This window comes from Paenibacillus sp. RC334 (genome assembly GCF_030034735.1).
GTDB lineage: Bacteria > Bacillota > Bacilli > Paenibacillales > Paenibacillaceae > Paenibacillus > Paenibacillus terrae_A.
In genome coordinates this window covers 4,105,829-4,123,258 of record NZ_CP125370.1, presented here as the reverse complement: position 1 = coordinate 4,123,258, position 17,430 = coordinate 4,105,829, and the positions used below count along the sequence as shown (strand labels likewise).

The following is a 17,430-nucleotide window of genomic DNA, read 5'->3' as shown; positions in this document are numbered from 1 at the left end:
TCAAGTAAAGGAAAAACTATTAGTTCTATAGAATATGAATAGCATAAGATCTTTGAGAGGAGTATGACTATAGAGCTAGAAATTGTTTCCGCCTGAATGGTGATCATTGTTTATAGTAATCAGGGGATTGCGTAAGAAATGGGGCGAGAATACCGGGAGCAGAAAATACTGGAAGCCGAAGACTTATTGAATATGGCACAGAGCTACATGAAACAAAAGTTTGAAGAAGAGGTATGGAAGGCTCATATACATACACCTGTAGAAAGTGTGCATTCCAAGGGACAGAAGCATGAACGCATTATGAGTCTGGAGCCTGAAATTAGGAAAGGGCATATTCTATTCAATTCGGATAACCTCAGATATAACTATCAGGTTAAGGATTACAATCGAAACTGTACATACGACGATGCGCCGGATAGTTTATATGGGCTGTCCAATTGATCCAATCCGTTAAGCAAGTGGGCAGATCAGTGCAAGCGTATAGTCTTGCCAAAATGTACAAAGACGTCTAACATTTATTTCGGGTGTTCGTGATGAAAATAGGAGGCGTTCAAGAATGAAAGAAAAAAATGTCAGGGGAATTAGGGTAACTGATTATCATGATATTTATTTGTTAAACCAAGACTTTAACCCAAAACTATATCTATTTTCTGAAGAAAAAGTAAAAGAGAAGATTGAAATCATAACAAAGAAAACAAATGATATTATTTTTGTTTGTGAAGAAAACAACGAGGTAATAGGATATATTCATGGGAGCCCGTATGAATTACTTTTTTCTGACTCTTTAGTAAACGTACTGGGGTTTGTTGTAAAAGAAAAGTATAGAAATCAAGGTGTAGGTAGCCTGTTGATTGAGCGTCTTGAACAGTGGGGAAAGAGCCATGGATTTTCTGGGATTAAACTGTTATCTCACCCAAGTCGAATACATGCTCACAGGTTCTACGAACAACGTGGTTATATGTTTACAAAGGACCAAAAAAATTTTATAAAAAAGTTCAAATAGTACATATGTGGAACGAGAGCTCACTGAGCAACCAGGATAAGGCCGCTCAGTAAACTATGTGTCCCATTCGGATCAGGACGAAGCCATACATAATATAGACGTACATATGAATCATTGGGATAAAGAGCATAAACTGCAGCTATGGAAACAATCTGAAATCTTTGGCGAGAGCTACAAATTGAACTATATCGACTCGAATGGACAGTTTTCTGCCATAGTGTTATCCCCTTTGAATGCCTATGTGCTAGAAGACGGAACACCAGAAAAGAAATGTATTCATTGGCCTACACAAATTTAGAGACGATTTGATAATCTTGCTACTGTAGAAAAAGGAAAAAACCTAAAAATGAAGATGTGGTAATAAATGTGTTGACACAAAAATGATTAGGAACCATACTATATATATGAACAAGGATAATAAAATAACCAACGACATTGATGCTATTCCCTCGCTTGCACAATCCAAGCGTCAGATTGATCGCTATAACCTAGACCTAGATGCACAGGCTATACTCGTCGCGTCTAGGCTAATGGAAGCGGGAGCCAAGCTTGGACATGCCGCAGAGATTCATTTCTCCAGATTCGGTTTATCAACAGGGCGATATCGTTTATTGGCAGACCTTGAAGATAACGAAGGAGAAGAGTTGCCCTCGCAATTATCTGAGCATCTAGGTGTGACACGTGCTACAGTGACTGGTCTTATCGATACTCTTGAGCGAGATGGGCTAGTATCCCGGCGATCAAGTTCAGAGGATGGACGTCAGAAAGCGGTCATATTGACAGAGCAAGGAGCGAAGAAACTTCGTGAAATGGCTCCTGAGCATTTCGCTCGGCTGGAAGCCATGGTGGGATTACTGGATATCGAGGAGCGCAGCGTATTCCTCGATCTGTTAGGCCGAGTTACACAAGGTATATCGGCACTTACGGACGAACCAAAACGAACTAAAGAAACACATCAGTAATGAGTAGAATGGGCTAGTGAAGCTAGCCCATTTTCACTCTTATATAGTTAGGATCCTAATTATATGTCACTGAAAGCAGCCGCTGAACGATTAAAAAGAATAAAGGAGCAATTAAATGAACAAGACGACGGAGTATCCCAATCAGACAGATGGTGTTTACGAAATCAAGTCTGCTGGTTCTGGCACAAAGACTTGTGTACTGTGGCGTGAAGTCGTAATGGCCTATGCGTCTCCTGCCATTATGGCAGGTATCGGGGGATTGGTCACTGCCGACAAGGGGCTTCAATTAGGGGCCTTGACCACAATCGGCGGAACATCGGCCTTCTTGGCTTTGATGCTTGGCCTTTGGCTGCGCAGTAGAGGAGGCCATAAAGGGTGGATCATCGGCGCACCTCACTTGGTTGTGGTTGGGCTGTTCGCGTTGGTGGGAGCAACATTTGGTCTATTCGCCGCATGGGCGACATCTGGTTTACTAGAAATTATGATTCCGAGCAATCACTTGGCCTGGGTCGGTCGTGTCTGGATCGATTTCCCGTTGTCCGGATTCATAGCAAGCACGATAGTGACATGGCGGTGGCGTCTTGCCGTCACTACAAATTTTTCATCCAAAAGGAGAAGATAAGAATGATAGTTATTATTGGAGCAACAGGTACGATAGGCAGTGCGCTTTTGGAACGTTTGGTTGATCTTGGAGTACCCGCCAGGGCGCTGAGCAGAGAGCCTGAGAAGTTGCGTGATCAGATTGGAGAAAAAGTCTGGTCGACTATCGAGATCGCATCGGCTGATGCTTCCGACCCCAAATCACTGCGCCGCGCGTTTACAGGAGCTAGCCAACTTTTCCTTGCAATATCCAATAGTCCAAGACAAATTGAATTGGAAACTTCGATTATTCAGATTGCCGCCAAAGCTGGCATCAAGCACATCGTAAAGATATCCAGTCCTGCCTTTGAGCAGAGCTCTCCAGTAGCAGTGGCGGGCTGGCATCACGAAATCGAGAAAACCCTTAGCGAATCGGGTGTCACCCACACCGTGTTACGCCCCTATGCGTTCATGCAAAACTTATTACGCTTTGCACCAACGGTCACAACCCAAAATGCTTTCTTCGGCTCCATGGGCGATTCACCCTGTAACTTCATTGACTGTCGCGATATCGCAGATGTCGCCGCAGAAGTTCTGACCAATCGAGAGGTATCTGGCCAAATCTATACGCTTACCGGTTCGGATATTTTCAGCTATCCTCAGATCGCGAGTAAACTATCCACCCTGCTCGATCGGCCGATACGCTACATCAACATGGAGCCCCAAGCACTACTCTGCAATCTCATCGAGCACGGGCATATGCCTCCTTGGCTTGCGAATCACGTTGTGGAAATTCAAACTATGTCTACGGTGGTTCCGGAAAGACCAACGGACATTGTAAAGCGTTTGCTCGGTAGAGAGCCCCGCAAGCTAGACGCTTTTCTGCATGAGCATGCAGAAAATTTCAGGTAGAGGCGGAGTTCAGCTAAGGATCAACCAGAAAGAAATGGTTGACCTCATAATACGAACGGGCAGGATAGTTCAATAAGAAGCTGTAGTGGAAGCGGATCCGGTATCGAATGGTAAATAGGGGCAGCGAGCCCCTATTTTTTGTTATTGGGTTTGTTATCGTACTTTGTTGATTCTTGAACAAAAATATGACCGCCATTAGGTATAGGTGATCACGTGATTATTAAACTAATCTTAACGTTTCCCGTTAGAGTATAACTTCAAACATTTTGTGTTCGCATTCACTCATCTTATAAATAGTAATAATAAATGAATTACCGCAAGAATTCCCATTGGATAAATAATTGATCTAGAGAACGTATTCTTAAATCCATTACGGGGGTGCTTTTCAAAAAATAGGTGCAGGATTGCATGGATGAATAAAAATAAATCTAGGAACCAAAAAATAATTGTCTGATATTGGCTGAAAAGTAAAGAGAGTATTATTGTGTAAAGAGGGAGGTGAATAAATGTGAAGACTTTATAGGCTTTAGAATCTTCCATATCTTTAAGTACGATAAACAATCTCCACTCAGAATGTCTTATTGCATCCATTTCGTGCAAAAGAAATAAAGATAAGTTAAGCAAGAATAGCACAAGCAAAAAATCTGGCATATAAAACCTCCCACAATTTTATAACTCCATGTTACTACAGTGTAATAAATAAACCCAGCAAAATATGGAATTATTTAATACGTATAACTGCCTGTGGCAAATAAGAATAACCATATTGCAAATTTGTGTGTTTATCGAACGTAATCTATTCAGAGAGTACCCTCATGTTGTCGATTACCCTGTGACTTTCTATTTCCTATCATTCCTGCCATTTTAATTAATCTCTACTAAAAATACACCAACATAGGGGAACGATGCGATAGAATAGAAAATAGAAAGCGTTATCATTATCCATTTTGCTGCGATGATCCAGGGGGAGAAGGCATATGCGTTCAAGGTTCCAACCATTAAACACATTGCGTAATCAGATTTTTATCGGCTTTATATTGGTAATGCTCATTATGATGAGTGTGGCGGGGGCATTCATTTATCTCAATGTCTCTCACCTGTTGAAAAACAGTGCCGAGCGGCATATTGGTCAGACCGCGGTACAAGCGAGCGGCAGGCTGGATGCATTAATCGGCCAAATGGACAGCCTGACGGAACAGGTGGCAAATCATCCGTCTGTTCAGCATATTTTGCTGGAGGAGCGCAACGGGGGGAAGGTGTCTTTTCGGCAGCGTCAATCACTACTGCAAATGATGCATAGCTATCAGGCTTATATGCCGAGTGTCGGCTCGCTGGAGCTGTATACCGCCGAAGGGAAGATGTTGTTTCCGATTAGGGAGGGCAGTTTGGAGGACCGCATCGGACAAGCGGACATCCGGGAAGCGAATCAGATGAAAGGAAGATTAGTCTGGATCGGCATTGATCCCGAGGACTCCCGGTCGCTGCTGGCGATTCGGCAGGTGAGCCTGGTGGATCGCTGGTTTTCACGCGGAGGATATCTGATTACCCGCATGGAGCGCAGTTATTTCAGGCTGAATGATGCGTCAGCGGTCAATGAAGAAGCGGATGAAACCATGTTGCTTGTAGATCGTCAGGGCCAACTGCTGTCGGGTGAACCTTTGAACCAGACGGATTTGTCAGGTGTACTGCACAGCAAGACACAGACGGTTCATATTGGAGAGCGGGAATATGTGAAGGCGGTCCAGCAATCGGAGCGAACCGGATGGTCGCTGCTGATCCTGATTCCGGTTAGCGTCGTCACAGACGGAATTACGGTTTTACGGACTACACTTATCATCTCCGCGTCTCTTGGTGCAGTGTTATTCCTATTCATGTCTTTTATGCTGTCTACGTTGATTACCAGACCGATAGGTCATTTGATTCAGGCGATGCGTCGTTCACGGCAAGGGGCATTGACCCTGAATCCAGAACCGGCATCAGCGGTCGAACTGCGGGAATTGAATGTAGAGTACAACACGATGATTGTCGACATTAATGAATTGATCCGTGTCATTTGCGAGAAGGAGGTTTTGCAAAGCCAAACCGAGCTTAAAGCGCTGCAGGCACAGATCAACCCGCATTTTCTTTTTAATACGCTGGATGCTTTTAACTGGTCGCTACAGGAAAAAGGAGAGGAGGAGCTTGCCGGGCTAATGGTGTCCATGTCACGGCTGTTTCGTTATATTATCGAACCGGCTCACCATGACTCTTGGGTGACACTCGGGGGAGAAATGGCACAAGTCCGCCGTTATCTGGAACTGATGGAGATGCGTCTGGGTGAACGTCTGAGCTGGCAAATTCATATGCCTCTGGAGGCGGCCCAAATTCCGCTTCCTAAGCTGCTGATCCAACCCATTCTGGAGAATGCCATTTTGCATGGCATCGAAAATCGTATCGGCAACGGCTGTGTTGAAATCCGTGTCACTCCTGCGGTAAAACCGGGCTGGACCAAGATCGCGGTCATAGATGACGGACCTGGCATGACACTGGAGGAACTTGCGGCTGTGCGTGCAGCGCTGACGGGGGGATCGGCCTGCCAGAGCAAGGGGACTGGTATGGGGCTGGTTAATGTGCAGCGCAGGCTTGCCCTCTATTATGAGAGTGCATCTGATCCAACGAATGGTTTGCTGATACATAGTGCTGTGCAGGAAGGAACTGTGGTGGCTTTTGAAATTCCTGATGAATACGGAGGGCGGTAGGAATGAGTGTTTCATCCAAAACCATTGTCATTGTAGACGATGAACAGAGAACACGTCAGGGGATACACCAGACACTGGAGCAATGGGCCGCCGGAAAATACCGGATTGTGACAGCGGCAGATGGTTTGCAAGCATTACAAATGCTGCGGGCGGAAACGGTTCATTTGCTGATTACGGATGTCCGGTTGCCGGAATTCAGCGGACTGGATTTAATCCGTTCCCTGGAACGGGATTCACGTCGGCCGGCGATCATTGTCATCTCGGGATATGCAGAATTTGATTATGTCCAGCAGGCTCTTCGTCTGGGAGCTGTCAATTATTTGCTCAAGCCGATTGATAAGCAGGAGCTGCTGAAAGCGGTAGATGAGGCGCTCCGGCTGGAGGAGGAAAGACAGCGGTATGAGAAGCTCGAAAAGCTGGCTGACCCTGTTCTGCTGGAGCTTGACCTCCAAGCGGCTACTCTTAGTGATCCGATACGGCGTGCCTTCATCTATATGGCGGAGCATCTTCACGAATCCGTTACGATGGCGCAGACTGCCGCGCATGTACACCTGAATGCCAGCTATTTCAGTGTTTTGTTCAAGGAGCAAATCGGTTTGTCCTTCAGCGAATATCTGCATCGACTGCGGATCCAACGGGCCAAGGAGCTGCTGCTGCATAGCCAGTTGACGATTGCGCAAATCGGAGAGCGTTCAGGCTACCGGACAGATAAATATTTTATTAAAGTGTTCAAAGCGACCGAGGGGGTAAGTCCCAGCCGCTACAGGCAGCAGATGCGTAAAGGGCCACAGGATATTCACTGACAGCATAGGCAGCTCATAACCCAATAAAAGTGGAATTATACCCAATCAGTGTACCCTGTTGGAAGCTGGAATGGAGTGCTAAACTTACAAATGATAACGGTTACAAAAAATAAAATTACAACAACGGAGGTCTAACGATGTCCAACGAGTATGGTTTACGTAAGCGCTCACATCGAAAATGGGTTGCTGGGTTGACCCTGATGCTATCCTTGATGCTGGTGCTATCCGGTTGTGGTGTTGGTAAGGATGGCAAAGGGGGTTCCAATGGAGAAGGCGGGAAGATTACGCTCAAAATGATGCACCTGTGGCCAGAGGGAAGCTCGGCACAGCAGAGCAAGCTTGTGACCCAGATTATAGATCAATACCAAAAGGATCATCCGAATGTCGTCATTCAGCAGGAAGTGCTGGAAAATGAACAATACAAAAATAAGCTCAAAGTGCTGTCGGCTTCCAATGAATTGCCGGATATCGGTATTACCTGGGCAGCGGGCTTTATGGAGCCTTACGTTAAAGGCGGATTATTTACGCCAATGGATGACCTGTTGAATGGCTCCAAGCTAAAGGACAAATTCGTACCGGGAACGACCGAAGCCTATGCGCTGAATGGAAAAACGTATGCGCTTCCGATCGAATTAAATATTTCACCCATTTACTACAACAAATCCATATTCCAAAAATACAGCCTGAAAGTACCTGCAACATTTGACGAATTTAAGCAAGTAGTGAAAACACTTGCAGATCATGGAGTTGCACCGATTGCACTGGGCAATAAAGACCGCTGGACCGGCTCGCTCTGGTATATGTATCTGGCGGATCGTATAGCAGGTAACGAGACGCTGAAAAAAGCAATTGACGGCTCAGGATCGTTCGATGACCCTGGTTTAATTCAGGCGGCATCCGAAATCCAGACGCTCGTGGATATGAATGCCTTTAACAAAGGATTTAACGGCTTGTCTAATGATGAAGGAAAATCCGAATTTATGAACGACAAGGCGGCAATGTATTTAATGGGTACTTGGGAATTACCGAATTTTACGACCAATCCCGCAATCCCGCAAACATTTAAAGACCAAATGGGCTTCTTTAAATTTCCGATGGTTGCAGGCGGCAAGGGCAACGTGGACAGCTGGGTAGGAGGTCCGGGAGTAGGCTTGTTCGTTTCGGAAAATTCCAAGGTGAAGGAAGAGGCCAAAGCTTTTGTTGAGTATTTCGTGGTCAAATGGGGTGAGCAATCGGTAACGCAGGCGGGAGTTATTCCGGCGACGAAGGTGGACACCTCCAAAGGAAATTTGCCTAAGCTGTATGTCGATTTGCTGAATGAGCTGAATCAAGCCAGCAGCATTACATTGTTCGCCGATGTACAGATGAAGCCGAATGCGGCGCAGGTACATTTGAATATGATTCAGGCGTTGTTTGGTAAAGCCGTGACACCACAACAATTTGCCGATCAGCATAAGGCTGCCATTCAGAAAGGAAATTGAAATTGAGCACATAAGGAGGTTGGGCCGTGGAAAAGGTCATGTCCAATAAGCTTGTCATTGCTCTGTATGTGTTGCCTTCCCTGCTGCTGTTACTCACTGTGATTTATGTGCCCATTGTGCTCACTGCCTATTACGGCCTGAATCAATGGAATGGAATAGGCTCTATGACTTTCGTAGGGCTGGACAACTATCAACGTTTGTTCACAGACACGGCGTTCTGGCAAAGTGCTTGGCACTCGCTGCTGCTGGCTTTGTTTTCAGGTGTCAGTCTGATCGGTTATCTGGTCATTGCGATGATTTTGTCAGGAAAAATCAAGGGAGCGAATCTGCTGCGGAAAATTTATCTGATCCCCATGCTATTGTCTTCTGTAGCTATCGCGCAATTGTGGCTCAAAATATATCATCCGACGAATGGAGTGCTGAATTCCTTACTGACGTCGGTCGGAGTCCACAATCTGCCCGAATGGCTGGCTAATCCGTCTCTGGTGCTGCCTGCCCTGTTCATCCCGATCATTTGGCAATATGCAGGCTTTTATATTCTGATCTATTATGCCGGGCTGAAAAACATCCCCGAAACGCTGGTGGAGGCTGCCCGGATCGACGGAGCCAGTGCCTGGCAGATTGCGACTCGTATCAAATTGCCCCTGCTGCGCGAGGTGCTTAACGTCACGATCATATTGTCCATTGTTGGCTCGCTCAAATATTTTGACCTGATCTACGTCATGACTGACGGTGGGCCGAACGGAGCCAGTGAAGTGATGGCTTCTTACATGTACCACCAGGCGTTCCGCAGCTTTGATTTCGGATATGGCAGCGCTACAGCCTTTGCCCTGTTGTTCATCTGTCTGGTCGCTACGTGGCTGATCCGCAAGGTTACGGCTTCGAGTGACACCATCCAGTATTCATAATACGGTCATGCAAATAGATCATGGGTAACAAAGGACAGGAAGAGGGAGGAACGGATATGAAAACCCAGGCAGCCGCCAGCTATCCGCTTGGAGTCGCTACCCGTGACAGAATGTTAACTCGGGTCGGTTATGCCGCTTTGTATACACTTTTGATCATCTTGGCGGTGACGCAGCTTTTACCGCTGCTGTGGCTGATGCTTTTCTCGCTTAAAAATAATCAGGAAGTGTTTAATCTTCCACCGTTTGCACTCCCGCCCCAGCCGCATTGGGAAAATTATATGAATGTGTGGACCAGCGGCAATATTGGGAGGTATTTTATCAATAGTGTGTGGATTACGGTAATATCCGTGGCGCTGACGGTGCTTTTGGCCAGCTTTGTAACGTTTGCGATTACACGTATGCGCTGGAAAGGAAGCCAGTTGGTCCTCGGACTCTTTATGGTCGGACTGATGATTCCGGTCCATGCCACCTTGATTCCGTTGTTCAGTATGTTTCTCAAGCTGCATCTGACAGACACGCCGCTGTCCATCATCCTGTCGTATATCGCTTTTAATCTGCCTACAACGATGATGATCTTGCTGGGATTCTATTACGCATTGCCCCGGGAAGTGGAAGAAGCGGCCGTTATGGACGGCTGCACTGTCAACCGGATGTTCTTCCGGATTGTGCTGCCCATGACGACCCCGGTCATGGCAACGACAGCCATCATTAACATGATCTATAACTGGAATGAGTTTATTTTCGTCAATACGTTCATTAGCTCGGACGAAAACAAAACGCTAACCGTTGGTGTCCAGAACTTTATCGGACAATATACGACCGACTGGGGAGCTATCGGAGCTACGTTAATGATCAGCATTTTGCCCATTTTGCTGGTGTTCCTCATCATGAGTGACCGGATTGTTGAAGGGATCGCAGCCGGGTCGGTAAAAGGGTAAAGAGTAAGGGGTAAAGGGCTACCAGGACACAAATTCCCTTGTTGGATTTGAAGAGCACCCTCTAGAGTAGACTTTGGAATAAACCTCCTGGTTTGTCCGATGAATGCTAGGGGGTGCATTTTTATACGAGTCTAGTTTGAGTTGAAGGAAATACATAAATGATTCTGTCCTGATTTAAATATTAAAGCAGGTTTAAATGAAAAAGTGGATTTTGTAGATATCTGTGGTATACATGGACTCTGTTTGTTCTGACTTAGCTGATAGCCTGTTGCTCACTGGCTAATTCTAACTGATAAAGACGTTGGCGTAATGCTTCTTAAAACCAATTTGGCCAATTTGACATTGAGTGCTTCCCCTCCCGTGTTAACTCTAATGGGGAGGGGCAAGTGATTGTTTTTGGTAGGTAGATTGGTGGGGGCTTTTTTTTATTTCTTTAAATTGAAAAAAATTCCATTCCTCTAATAATTCAAATTGGAATGGAATTTCAAAATTTTAGAGTGACTCGTATTAAATAAAGAAGTAAATGAATCTAATAAATAATATTTAATAATGATTTCTCTGATAATTCACTCCCGAATCTAATACTGAGTTCAATTATTTATAGCTATGTTTAGGCAGTAGCTTTAAAGAGTTATCCTTTTAGTCTCTAGGAGAAATTAATTTAAGAAAAGCTGCGAATGATTCACATACAAAATCTAATGTTTCGTCCTGCCAGTCTTCAAGTGATTTTTCTTCTAATTCCTCTTCGGTTATTTCACTTTCCAAGATTAAATCCTCATGGTTTTGAAACAAAATTTCCGGTTCATTTTTATCTTTCCGGTAATCAAATAAAAATTTATCACCAGATCCATTAATAGCAAAGGGAAATATATTTTTCGGTAACGCCTCACTTAAAGTATCGTACGCTAGTTCAATTGGAGAAATTACTTCTCCAAGAACTTCTTTTTCTATTAAAGATAATAGTTGTATAGACCATGTGAATTTCCCAGGTACTTCTACAACGCCCGTCATCTCTTCACCATTTTGATCTATTATATATGGTACTGATCCATCATGATTTAGCACAATTTCTACGTACTCTTTAGGAAAGTTGATATTCCATCGCTCCTCAAGACCTCTCAATTTGCTTTCATTTAAATTTATATTATCAGACCATTTTAGCTCATATCCCATTGTAGTTCTCCCTTCTAATTTATTAGAGGTTAATCGCCATTACCCCATATTTTATTTCCACCCGTATGATTTACTTTACCATGAACATTCTCATCTACCAACTGCATTCTTCCTGTTTCTTGATGGTGATGCCAAGTAAAGCCAGGTATTTTATCATCCCCTTTTATAATGGCACGTATTTGTTTCTTATCATATTTTAATACATCTTCTAAATATGTGTTTAAATCCAAATTCGCTGCTTTTGCCTCCAGTTTTAGCTTTTCACAGTATAACTTTGTTGAAGCTTGTAAATGGTTAGGTCGAGACATATTCAGTAGATGTTTTGATGTGTGACTCTCTAGTAAGGATATTTCAAATTTGATATATTTTTTGTCGAATATAGGGAAACCTAATGGATCGAATTCCACGCCTTTAAATATTGCTCCTGCATTGCCTGAATTTAAAACATTAGGACGTTTATACTTAGGGTTGTTAAGATAATTACTTTGAAGATTGTTCACTGATTCTTCTAATTTTTGCACATTAGTATAGCCCCATTTTGTAACATCCACTTTCCCATCCCTCGCTTTTTTAAGTAAATCCTCAACACTTTCAAATCCGTTTGGAACTATCCACCTTTTAACTACTTTACCGTTGGAATCAATTCCTTCTCTTAAAGTACCTTTAGTTTTAACTTGTTTAACTATGTCTTTTACATCGTCAGGAATGTAATCGTGTTTCTCCAGCGTTTTAGTGCTCTTACCTGTGTACTCTCCTGATTCTAACGCATCAATCTGTTTTTGTCTCTCAGGCGAAACCTTCGCACCCGCTTTGGAACGCGGGACATCGGGACCCAGATCATGAAACTTATAATGACCTGCATTAGTTGCGAGGATCGGTGATTTTTTAGTTATACGGATATTCATCTTTCGGGCTACACTCTGCAAGTAACTCCCCAAGGATTCGAAATTGGTCGGGAGGCGGAGGGCGTTCGTTTTGAATTTTCCATCTCCGGCCTTCGCTAGAGCAGAGTCGGCTTTCGCTGTATCCCCGAATAATCCCGGCGTTCCACCTTTTCCACCGTTCTTTTCTTCAACATCTTTGAGTCCTTTAGATAAAGAGGCTTCTTCTTTGCCTAGCTTTCCTAAATTTTTAGTGAGTTTGGCTCCTCCCTTGACGATTGTAATGACATCCACTCCACGCTCCACAGCTTTTATGCTGTCATACCCTGCATCATAACTTTCTTGCTTCGTGTCTGTCAGCGGGTTTGGAATAAAATTGTTCCACTTTTTCACAAGAGGTTCTGTAAAACCATCCCAAGCCTTTTTCCCGTCATTGAGAAGTTCGTTCCCTGATTTTTGAAAGGTGACCGTTTCCGCAATATATCCTCCTGCATGCTTAATACCTTCAAGTGTCTCATTACGCTCCAGAAAACCTTTCCCGGTGACGTTACCCGGCATGACGAAAGGAGTAGCCACCATGACTCCCATATCTGCTACATCGACAACCATATCCCATACGCCTGTTACAAATTCTACACCCGCATCCCATTCTCCCTTGAGCGTGGAGCCTACATTCTCCTTCACGCGTGCTCCCATCACACTTTGGATACCTTTTTCAGCGACCTGCTTCTCAAAATCAGACAACAGCGGCTCAGGGTAGTATTGATGGAGGGAAGCTTTGAGCTGGATTTCAGCGCTCACGCTGTTGACTTCCTGTTCCAAATCCAGCGTATCGGTGGTTGTATTCAGGTGTAAGCCGTTGGTTCCTTTCAGGAGGATGCTTCCTGCTGAAAGACTAAGGCTGCCGGTAGCTTGAATTTGTATACGTTGGGTACTGTTCAGGCTCACGCCATGATGGGCATTCATGGAGATGTACAGCGATCCTTCCTGCGCACTCATCGACAGCTCGGAGTTGCCCAAGGAAATTTCTTTTCCCTGCGGATTCGCAAAGGATTTGACCCCGGGATCGGCTGTTTTACGCTGGTGGCGTTCTGCAGGTGATTCGACCACGGCGCCTTGAGCGGTGTGAGAGGAAGGGGCCGCAGCACCCGATGGTTTCGTCCGCACGGATTGAATGACCATCGCATCATCTTCGTCTGCACTTGGAAAATACAGCTTCACCTGTGCGTTTTTTTCCGGCATCAGATACCAGACCTGATTACCTTCGGCAGAATAGGGGAACCACTGAGCCTCATGAGGACTTTGCTGATCGTCCATATCCAAATGCAATCGAACCTGATTTCGGCTGACCTCCAGTATTTTTCCTTCAATAGCCGCACCAATGATGGTTCGATTATATATTTTAGGGACCTTCAAGCCCGCCGACAACGCGCATTCATACGACCAAGTCATCAAGCCACGAATCAGTTGGCCTTCACGTTTGGTGATGACGTAGGTTTCGTGATTGCGCTCGACTTCATCTCCCAGTTGCAGCATGTGATCCCACTCAAAGGTATAGCGGGTGTAATCTCCAATCGTGGCCGATTTCCAGCCGTTCGCCTCCTGATCCAGATAGGGAGCGATCTTGCGCTGTAACGTAAAAGGAACCTCTTTCAATTGAATATGCTGTCTGCCCTGAGGAATACCGATCCAAATTTGCGCATGGTGTGAAACGATATTAGGAACGAGAAGGGCTCCCACATGCGAAGCCAGACGTTTTAAAAAAGTCCAATCTGTCTCCTGATACTGCATGATGAACTGACCAGTCTCTTTTTTCTCAAAAGCTTCATCGATCTTGTCTGAGCCTTTATAATCGGTCAGCACTGCGTCGACGATTTCAACATATTTTTGGTTTATGTGCTGAAAGGAGCGGTTTTTGAGCTGCGTATCCAGTTTAAAACTATGAGAAATGACGTCGAGATTCACCACGACCTCTTGATGCAAGTGCTGTACATCTACGCAGTACAGTTGTCCCATGAATAAGGGATGCTTCTGGTCTTTGGTATCCGAATACCAAAGTTCGACTTTATCGTCGCTGCTTGCTTTGGTAATGATTGTATCTGCCTGATCGGCTTCTAAGCTGCCCGTGATCGTCAGTCTGGCATGCTCCCCCAACTCGTGACTCATATGGATATGACGAAGGTGCAGCTTGCCGTAGGGCCAAGTGACATGTAAGTGCTGATAGGTAAAGCGATCTTTCGCTACGATGTTCATCCCTTACTCTCCTTGCTTGATAAAATCAGCCATCTTGTCCGTCATCTGTAATGGAGATGATGCCTCCACCACCCGATCCCGCGCTGTCTGCACCAAAAAAGGAGGATATCGTCTCTTGTATACCTTGACAGCTACACATTAAGGTCGAATTGTTAAGTAGGGCAGGTGCCCCCTCAATCAATACGTCTTCTTTCCCGCCTGTCCACTTGGACCCAAACGCAATCTCCGGCTCACAGGGAAGACCATGCTTCAATTTACACAGACCAAAAGCATTGATTTTGCTAATATTGGCTCCACAAACGGCATCGTCCACGCTCAGGACAGGCTTATTTTTAATGAAGACACCGTGGCTGTACATCATATTGAGCACACCAGGGTCTGTACCTTGACTGCACTGTAACTTGGCTCCTCTCACCACATAGGAATGTTCTCCGCTGAGTGCACCTTGGGCCAGAGCTTTAATAAGTAAAGGTAAAAACATATAAGTACCTCCTTGGATAACAGGTAAACATTTAAGAAAGCTCCGACCATGTCGCGGTGTGCAGCATGGCATAGGTCAAGGGGACCCAGAGGGGAGCATCCTCCAGCTTAAATTGGCAACTCCCGATCACAGCCTTGCCACGCCAGGAATGAACAAAGACGATCTGATAATAGGGAGACGGGGAAACTAGAAAAATAGCTTCATAACAGCCAATGATGGTGTCTTGAATAGAAAGTGCCTTTTCATCCACTAGCTTCATATTTGGTTGTGCCCGACTCGTTTGTTCAATCATCTGTTGTTGATAGAGTTCTATTTGCGTGGGGTTCAGTTCTTGCCCACTTTGGTGCAGACCAAACAGAATTCCACCCAGCTTGTCCTGAACAACGAAGCTTTTCGACGGATCTACCGTCTGTCCCGCCCGAATTTCTGGAATAAGAGAATCCGGCAGGGATATGGTGAGTTGATCCTCGAAGACAGGAAGGGTTTGAAACCGGATTTCCTGTTCATCCGGAAGGGCTAGTGAGCCTTTCAAAATTCCCTTTATCGCTTCTTCAATAGATACCAGCATCCAGCTTTCATCGTTCTCCGCCCCGCTTAACTGCTCTTTCAACGTTTGTTGATAATGCAGCTTCAAAAAAAATTCATCCCAATGCTCCGTCAAGGTTGAACCTCCTTATAAGAGTTCTAGCTTTTGTAGCCGAAAACCACTCAAACTCCGACGAAGCAAGCTTTCAGCGGCCTCCAAGCTAACGATGAAATAAGGTTCCTTCACGTTGGATAGTCGAAAAAAATGGTGTTCTTTCACCTTTTGACTATCCAGCACAAGGCGCTTCAGCGTTTGATCATGCGGATAAAATTCAGTCTGCTCCGAAATACCATCCACGGAGGGAATAGATGGAATCCAATATAACTCCTGGCGGCTAGGTTCCCGGTTCACGAGATACAACTGTTTAAAACGGGCTTGTGGATTATATAGCTCTAGAATCCGTTTCATCGGATCGGAAAATAGCGGTTGTGAGGTTGAAAATGGTAGCCAGTCTGTATACTCGGCATCTTCTGTCGCATGAACATCTAAAACCTGAGCCGGGGGCATGCCAACAAATGGTGTTTTAAAAAGAACCGTATTTATAGGTTCGATATGGCGCGAAATCCGGTTGTCATCGACCAGCACATAATAATGGCGCATACACATTCCTCCTTACTCTGTCCACACGATGGATTGACGCTGTACTTCATTCAGCTTCCAATGTTGTTGGTACTTTCGCGGGACAAGAGTTCCTTGCATCGAAGCCCCCTCAAAATACGCATGTTCAAACGAATGTACATCCGTAAAATCGGCCCCATCCAGATTGGCGTGTTCAAAACGCAGTCCACATAGCCCTGGCACCCGAACTCCATGTTCCCGATGTGGCTGTCCACTAGCACTGCTGAAGTTAGCACCTCTCAAATCGCTATATCTAAAATCCGTGTCGGTCAGTAGGCATCCCTGAAAGCTGCCTCCTTCCAGATTCGCTCGTTGCCAGATGCTCCCGATCAATATGCAGGTGTGAAACTGGCTTTCTCGTAAGTCACTGTGGCTAAAATCGTTATAGCGCAAATCCTTTTGGATCAGGTGGAGGTGGGGAAGAGAGAGCTGCTTTAGGTTTTCGTAAACATAGGGTTCCTCTTCACTGGATTGCATCAATTGTTCGCTCACATCATCTGGAACAAGCGCTTCCTGATCTTCGACATATAGATTCTCGCTGATATCCTTGTACTCGCCCGTTCGGATGGCTAAACGATCAGTTTTATGAATAGCGAGATACTCAGGCATTTGAACGGCTTCTGCCAACCCTAAGCGCAGGAGGGAGTTCACAAACTGGTGGAAAAAAGGAGCGGATTCCAGCATCAATCGTTCAACGTCCACAGAAGTGATCGTCCCCATATATATTTTTCGCTCCTGCTCCAAGGCTTCCAACATGGCACTCATCGGTGCGTAGGCCCATGATGCGTCATAGGTTAGCTTGCAATCGGAATCATCTTCGTACCATTCAGCAGAATAAGCCTCGACCATATATAGGTAGGATTGTTCAAGAATTTGAGTGCGCAAGAAAGAATAGTGGATATATCCAATCGCTTCTTTTTGACCTTGTTGTTGCATGCCTAGAATGTGTATACACAAATCCCTAAACGATTCTTTAAAGTCGGAGATCAGTTGAGCTTGGCAGCGATGAAACTTGGCTTCCAGCATGTCCAACTGAATGTCCAGCAAAGGTGTAAAGTGATGCTCTTTAAAATGGTGTAACGCCGCTTGTTTATCCATCTGCTAGTTCTCACCT

Annotated in this window: 18 protein-coding genes; 11 read left to right on the top strand and 7 right to left on the bottom strand. The window is 45.1% G+C overall.

What is annotated here, in order from left to right:
• Nucleotides 1-138: 138 nt before the first annotated feature.
• The 6 genes from QMK20_RS18960 to QMK20_RS18940 all read left to right on the top strand — a co-directional run bounded on the left by QMK20_RS18960 (nt 139) and on the right by QMK20_RS18940 (nt 3,456).
• Nucleotides 139-441: a hypothetical protein gene (locus QMK20_RS18960; protein ID WP_283652863.1), complete on the top strand. Its 303-nt coding sequence runs from the start codon at nt 139-141 to the stop codon at nt 439-441.
• Nucleotides 442-556: 115 nt separating this feature from the next.
• The gene (locus QMK20_RS18955; RefSeq protein ID WP_283652862.1) at nt 557-1,003 is read left to right on the top strand and encodes a GNAT family N-acetyltransferase; all 447 of its coding nucleotides are present in this window, start codon (nt 557-559) and stop codon (nt 1,001-1,003) included.
• A 106-nt stretch (nt 1,004-1,109) separates the two neighbouring features.
• Nucleotides 1,110-1,301, top strand: a complete 192-nt coding sequence (locus QMK20_RS27435; protein WP_349361862.1) for a hypothetical protein — start codon at nt 1,110-1,112, stop codon at nt 1,299-1,301.
• Nucleotides 1,302-1,407: 106 nt separating this feature from the next.
• A complete protein-coding gene (locus QMK20_RS18950; RefSeq protein WP_283652861.1) occupies nt 1,408-1,965 on the top strand; it encodes a MarR family winged helix-turn-helix transcriptional regulator in 558 nt (185 codons plus the stop codon).
• 115 nt (nt 1,966-2,080) lie between these two features.
• A complete protein-coding gene (locus QMK20_RS18945) occupies nt 2,081-2,587 on the top strand; it encodes a hypothetical protein (protein WP_283652860.1) in 507 nt (168 codons plus the stop codon).
• A gap of 2 nt (nt 2,588-2,589) precedes the next feature.
• Complete coding sequence (locus QMK20_RS18940; RefSeq protein WP_283652859.1) at nt 2,590-3,456, top strand: SDR family oxidoreductase; 867 nt, start codon at nt 2,590-2,592, stop codon at nt 3,454-3,456.
• A 282-nt stretch (nt 3,457-3,738) separates the two neighbouring features.
• Here the strand turns inward: QMK20_RS18940 and QMK20_RS27430 are convergent, their stop codons facing one another.
• Nucleotides 3,739-4,107 (bottom strand): DUF6713 family protein, encoded by a 369-nt coding sequence (locus tag QMK20_RS27430; RefSeq protein WP_349362243.1) that lies wholly within the window; start codon nt 4,105-4,107, stop codon nt 3,739-3,741.
• Between the two features lie 326 nt (nt 4,108-4,433).
• Between QMK20_RS27430 and QMK20_RS18935 the strand changes: the two genes are divergently transcribed.
• The 5 genes from QMK20_RS18935 to QMK20_RS18915 all read left to right on the top strand — a co-directional run bounded on the left by QMK20_RS18935 (nt 4,434) and on the right by QMK20_RS18915 (nt 10,324).
• Nucleotides 4,434-6,194, top strand: coding sequence for a cache domain-containing sensor histidine kinase (locus tag QMK20_RS18935; protein WP_283652858.1), 1,761 nt, complete (start codon nt 4,434-4,436; stop codon nt 6,192-6,194).
• A gap of 2 nt (nt 6,195-6,196) precedes the next feature.
• Nucleotides 6,197-6,997, top strand: coding sequence for a response regulator (locus QMK20_RS18930; RefSeq protein WP_283652857.1), 801 nt, complete (start codon nt 6,197-6,199; stop codon nt 6,995-6,997).
• Between the two features lie 137 nt (nt 6,998-7,134).
• Nucleotides 7,135-8,478 carry an extracellular solute-binding protein gene (locus QMK20_RS18925; protein WP_283652856.1) on the top strand — a complete coding sequence of 448 codons (1,344 nt, stop codon included), beginning with the start codon at nt 7,135-7,137 and terminating at the stop codon, nt 8,476-8,478.
• Nucleotides 8,479-8,504: 26 nt separating this feature from the next.
• Nucleotides 8,505-9,386, top strand: a complete 882-nt coding sequence (locus QMK20_RS18920; RefSeq protein WP_283652855.1) for a carbohydrate ABC transporter permease — start codon at nt 8,505-8,507, stop codon at nt 9,384-9,386.
• A 56-nt stretch (nt 9,387-9,442) separates the two neighbouring features.
• On the top strand, nt 9,443-10,324 hold the full coding sequence (locus QMK20_RS18915) for a carbohydrate ABC transporter permease (protein WP_283652854.1): 882 nt from the start codon (nt 9,443-9,445) through the stop codon (nt 10,322-10,324).
• A gap of 639 nt (nt 10,325-10,963) precedes the next feature.
• Here QMK20_RS18915 and QMK20_RS18910 read toward each other — a convergent pair.
• Genes QMK20_RS18910 through QMK20_RS18885 form a run of 6 tightly spaced genes read right to left on the bottom strand, consistent with a single transcriptional unit; the run spans nt 10,964 to nt 17,414 of the window.
• Entirely contained in the window at nt 10,964-11,497 is a 534-nt protein-coding gene (locus QMK20_RS18910) for an SMI1/KNR4 family protein (protein ID WP_283652853.1), read from the bottom strand.
• Between the two features lie 29 nt (nt 11,498-11,526).
• Nucleotides 11,527-14,631: an HNH endonuclease gene (locus tag QMK20_RS18905; protein WP_283652852.1), complete on the bottom strand. Its 3,105-nt coding sequence runs from the start codon at nt 14,629-14,631 to the stop codon at nt 11,527-11,529.
• 25 nt (nt 14,632-14,656) lie between these two features.
• A complete protein-coding gene (locus QMK20_RS18900) occupies nt 14,657-15,112 on the bottom strand; it encodes a DUF4280 domain-containing protein (protein WP_283652851.1) in 456 nt (151 codons plus the stop codon).
• A 31-nt stretch (nt 15,113-15,143) separates the two neighbouring features.
• The gene (locus QMK20_RS18895; RefSeq protein WP_283652850.1) at nt 15,144-15,773 is read right to left on the bottom strand and encodes a hypothetical protein; all 630 of its coding nucleotides are present in this window, start codon (nt 15,771-15,773) and stop codon (nt 15,144-15,146) included.
• A 12-nt stretch (nt 15,774-15,785) separates the two neighbouring features.
• The gene (locus tag QMK20_RS18890; RefSeq protein WP_283652849.1) at nt 15,786-16,298 is read right to left on the bottom strand and encodes an imm11 family protein; all 513 of its coding nucleotides are present in this window, start codon (nt 16,296-16,298) and stop codon (nt 15,786-15,788) included.
• Nucleotides 16,299-16,310: 12 nt separating this feature from the next.
• Nucleotides 16,311-17,414 (bottom strand): pentapeptide repeat-containing protein, encoded by a 1,104-nt coding sequence (locus QMK20_RS18885; protein WP_283652848.1) that lies wholly within the window; start codon nt 17,412-17,414, stop codon nt 16,311-16,313.
• Nucleotides 17,415-17,430 lie beyond the last annotated feature (16 nt).

What these genes read in the sequence shown, in the direction of transcription:
- QMK20_RS18885 (WP_283652848.1), bottom strand. Translation starts at nt 17,414, where the DNA reads ATGGATAAACAAGCGGCGTTACACCATTTTAAAGAGCATCACTTTACA.
- QMK20_RS18930 (WP_283652857.1), top strand. Translation starts at nt 6,197, where the DNA reads ATGAGTGTTTCATCCAAAACCATTGTCATTGTAGACGATGAACAGAGA.
- QMK20_RS18925 (WP_283652856.1), top strand. Translation starts at nt 7,135, where the DNA reads ATGTCCAACGAGTATGGTTTACGTAAGCGCTCACATCGAAAATGGGTT.
- QMK20_RS18910 (WP_283652853.1), bottom strand. Translation starts at nt 11,497, where the DNA reads ATGGGATATGAGCTAAAATGGTCTGATAATATAAATTTAAATGAAAGC.
- QMK20_RS18905 (WP_283652852.1), bottom strand. Translation starts at nt 14,631, where the DNA reads ATGAACATCGTAGCGAAAGATCGCTTTACCTATCAGCACTTACATGTC.
- QMK20_RS18945 (WP_283652860.1), top strand. Translation starts at nt 2,081, where the DNA reads ATGAACAAGACGACGGAGTATCCCAATCAGACAGATGGTGTTTACGAA.
- QMK20_RS18955 (WP_283652862.1), top strand. Translation starts at nt 557, where the DNA reads ATGAAAGAAAAAAATGTCAGGGGAATTAGGGTAACTGATTATCATGAT.
- QMK20_RS18960 (WP_283652863.1), top strand. Translation starts at nt 139, where the DNA reads ATGGGGCGAGAATACCGGGAGCAGAAAATACTGGAAGCCGAAGACTTA.
- QMK20_RS18900 (WP_283652851.1), bottom strand. Translation starts at nt 15,112, where the DNA reads ATGTTTTTACCTTTACTTATTAAAGCTCTGGCCCAAGGTGCACTCAGC.
- QMK20_RS18940 (WP_283652859.1), top strand. Translation starts at nt 2,590, where the DNA reads ATGATAGTTATTATTGGAGCAACAGGTACGATAGGCAGTGCGCTTTTG.
- QMK20_RS18890 (WP_283652849.1), bottom strand. Translation starts at nt 16,298, where the DNA reads ATGCGCCATTATTATGTGCTGGTCGATGACAACCGGATTTCGCGCCAT.
- QMK20_RS27430 (WP_349362243.1), bottom strand. Translation starts at nt 4,107, where the DNA reads ATGCCAGATTTTTTGCTTGTGCTATTCTTGCTTAACTTATCTTTATTT.
- QMK20_RS18915 (WP_283652854.1), top strand. Translation starts at nt 9,443, where the DNA reads ATGAAAACCCAGGCAGCCGCCAGCTATCCGCTTGGAGTCGCTACCCGT.
- QMK20_RS18950 (WP_283652861.1), top strand. Translation starts at nt 1,408, where the DNA reads ATGAACAAGGATAATAAAATAACCAACGACATTGATGCTATTCCCTCG.
- QMK20_RS27435 (WP_349361862.1), top strand. Translation starts at nt 1,110, where the DNA reads ATGAATCATTGGGATAAAGAGCATAAACTGCAGCTATGGAAACAATCT.
- QMK20_RS18935 (WP_283652858.1), top strand. Translation starts at nt 4,434, where the DNA reads ATGCGTTCAAGGTTCCAACCATTAAACACATTGCGTAATCAGATTTTT.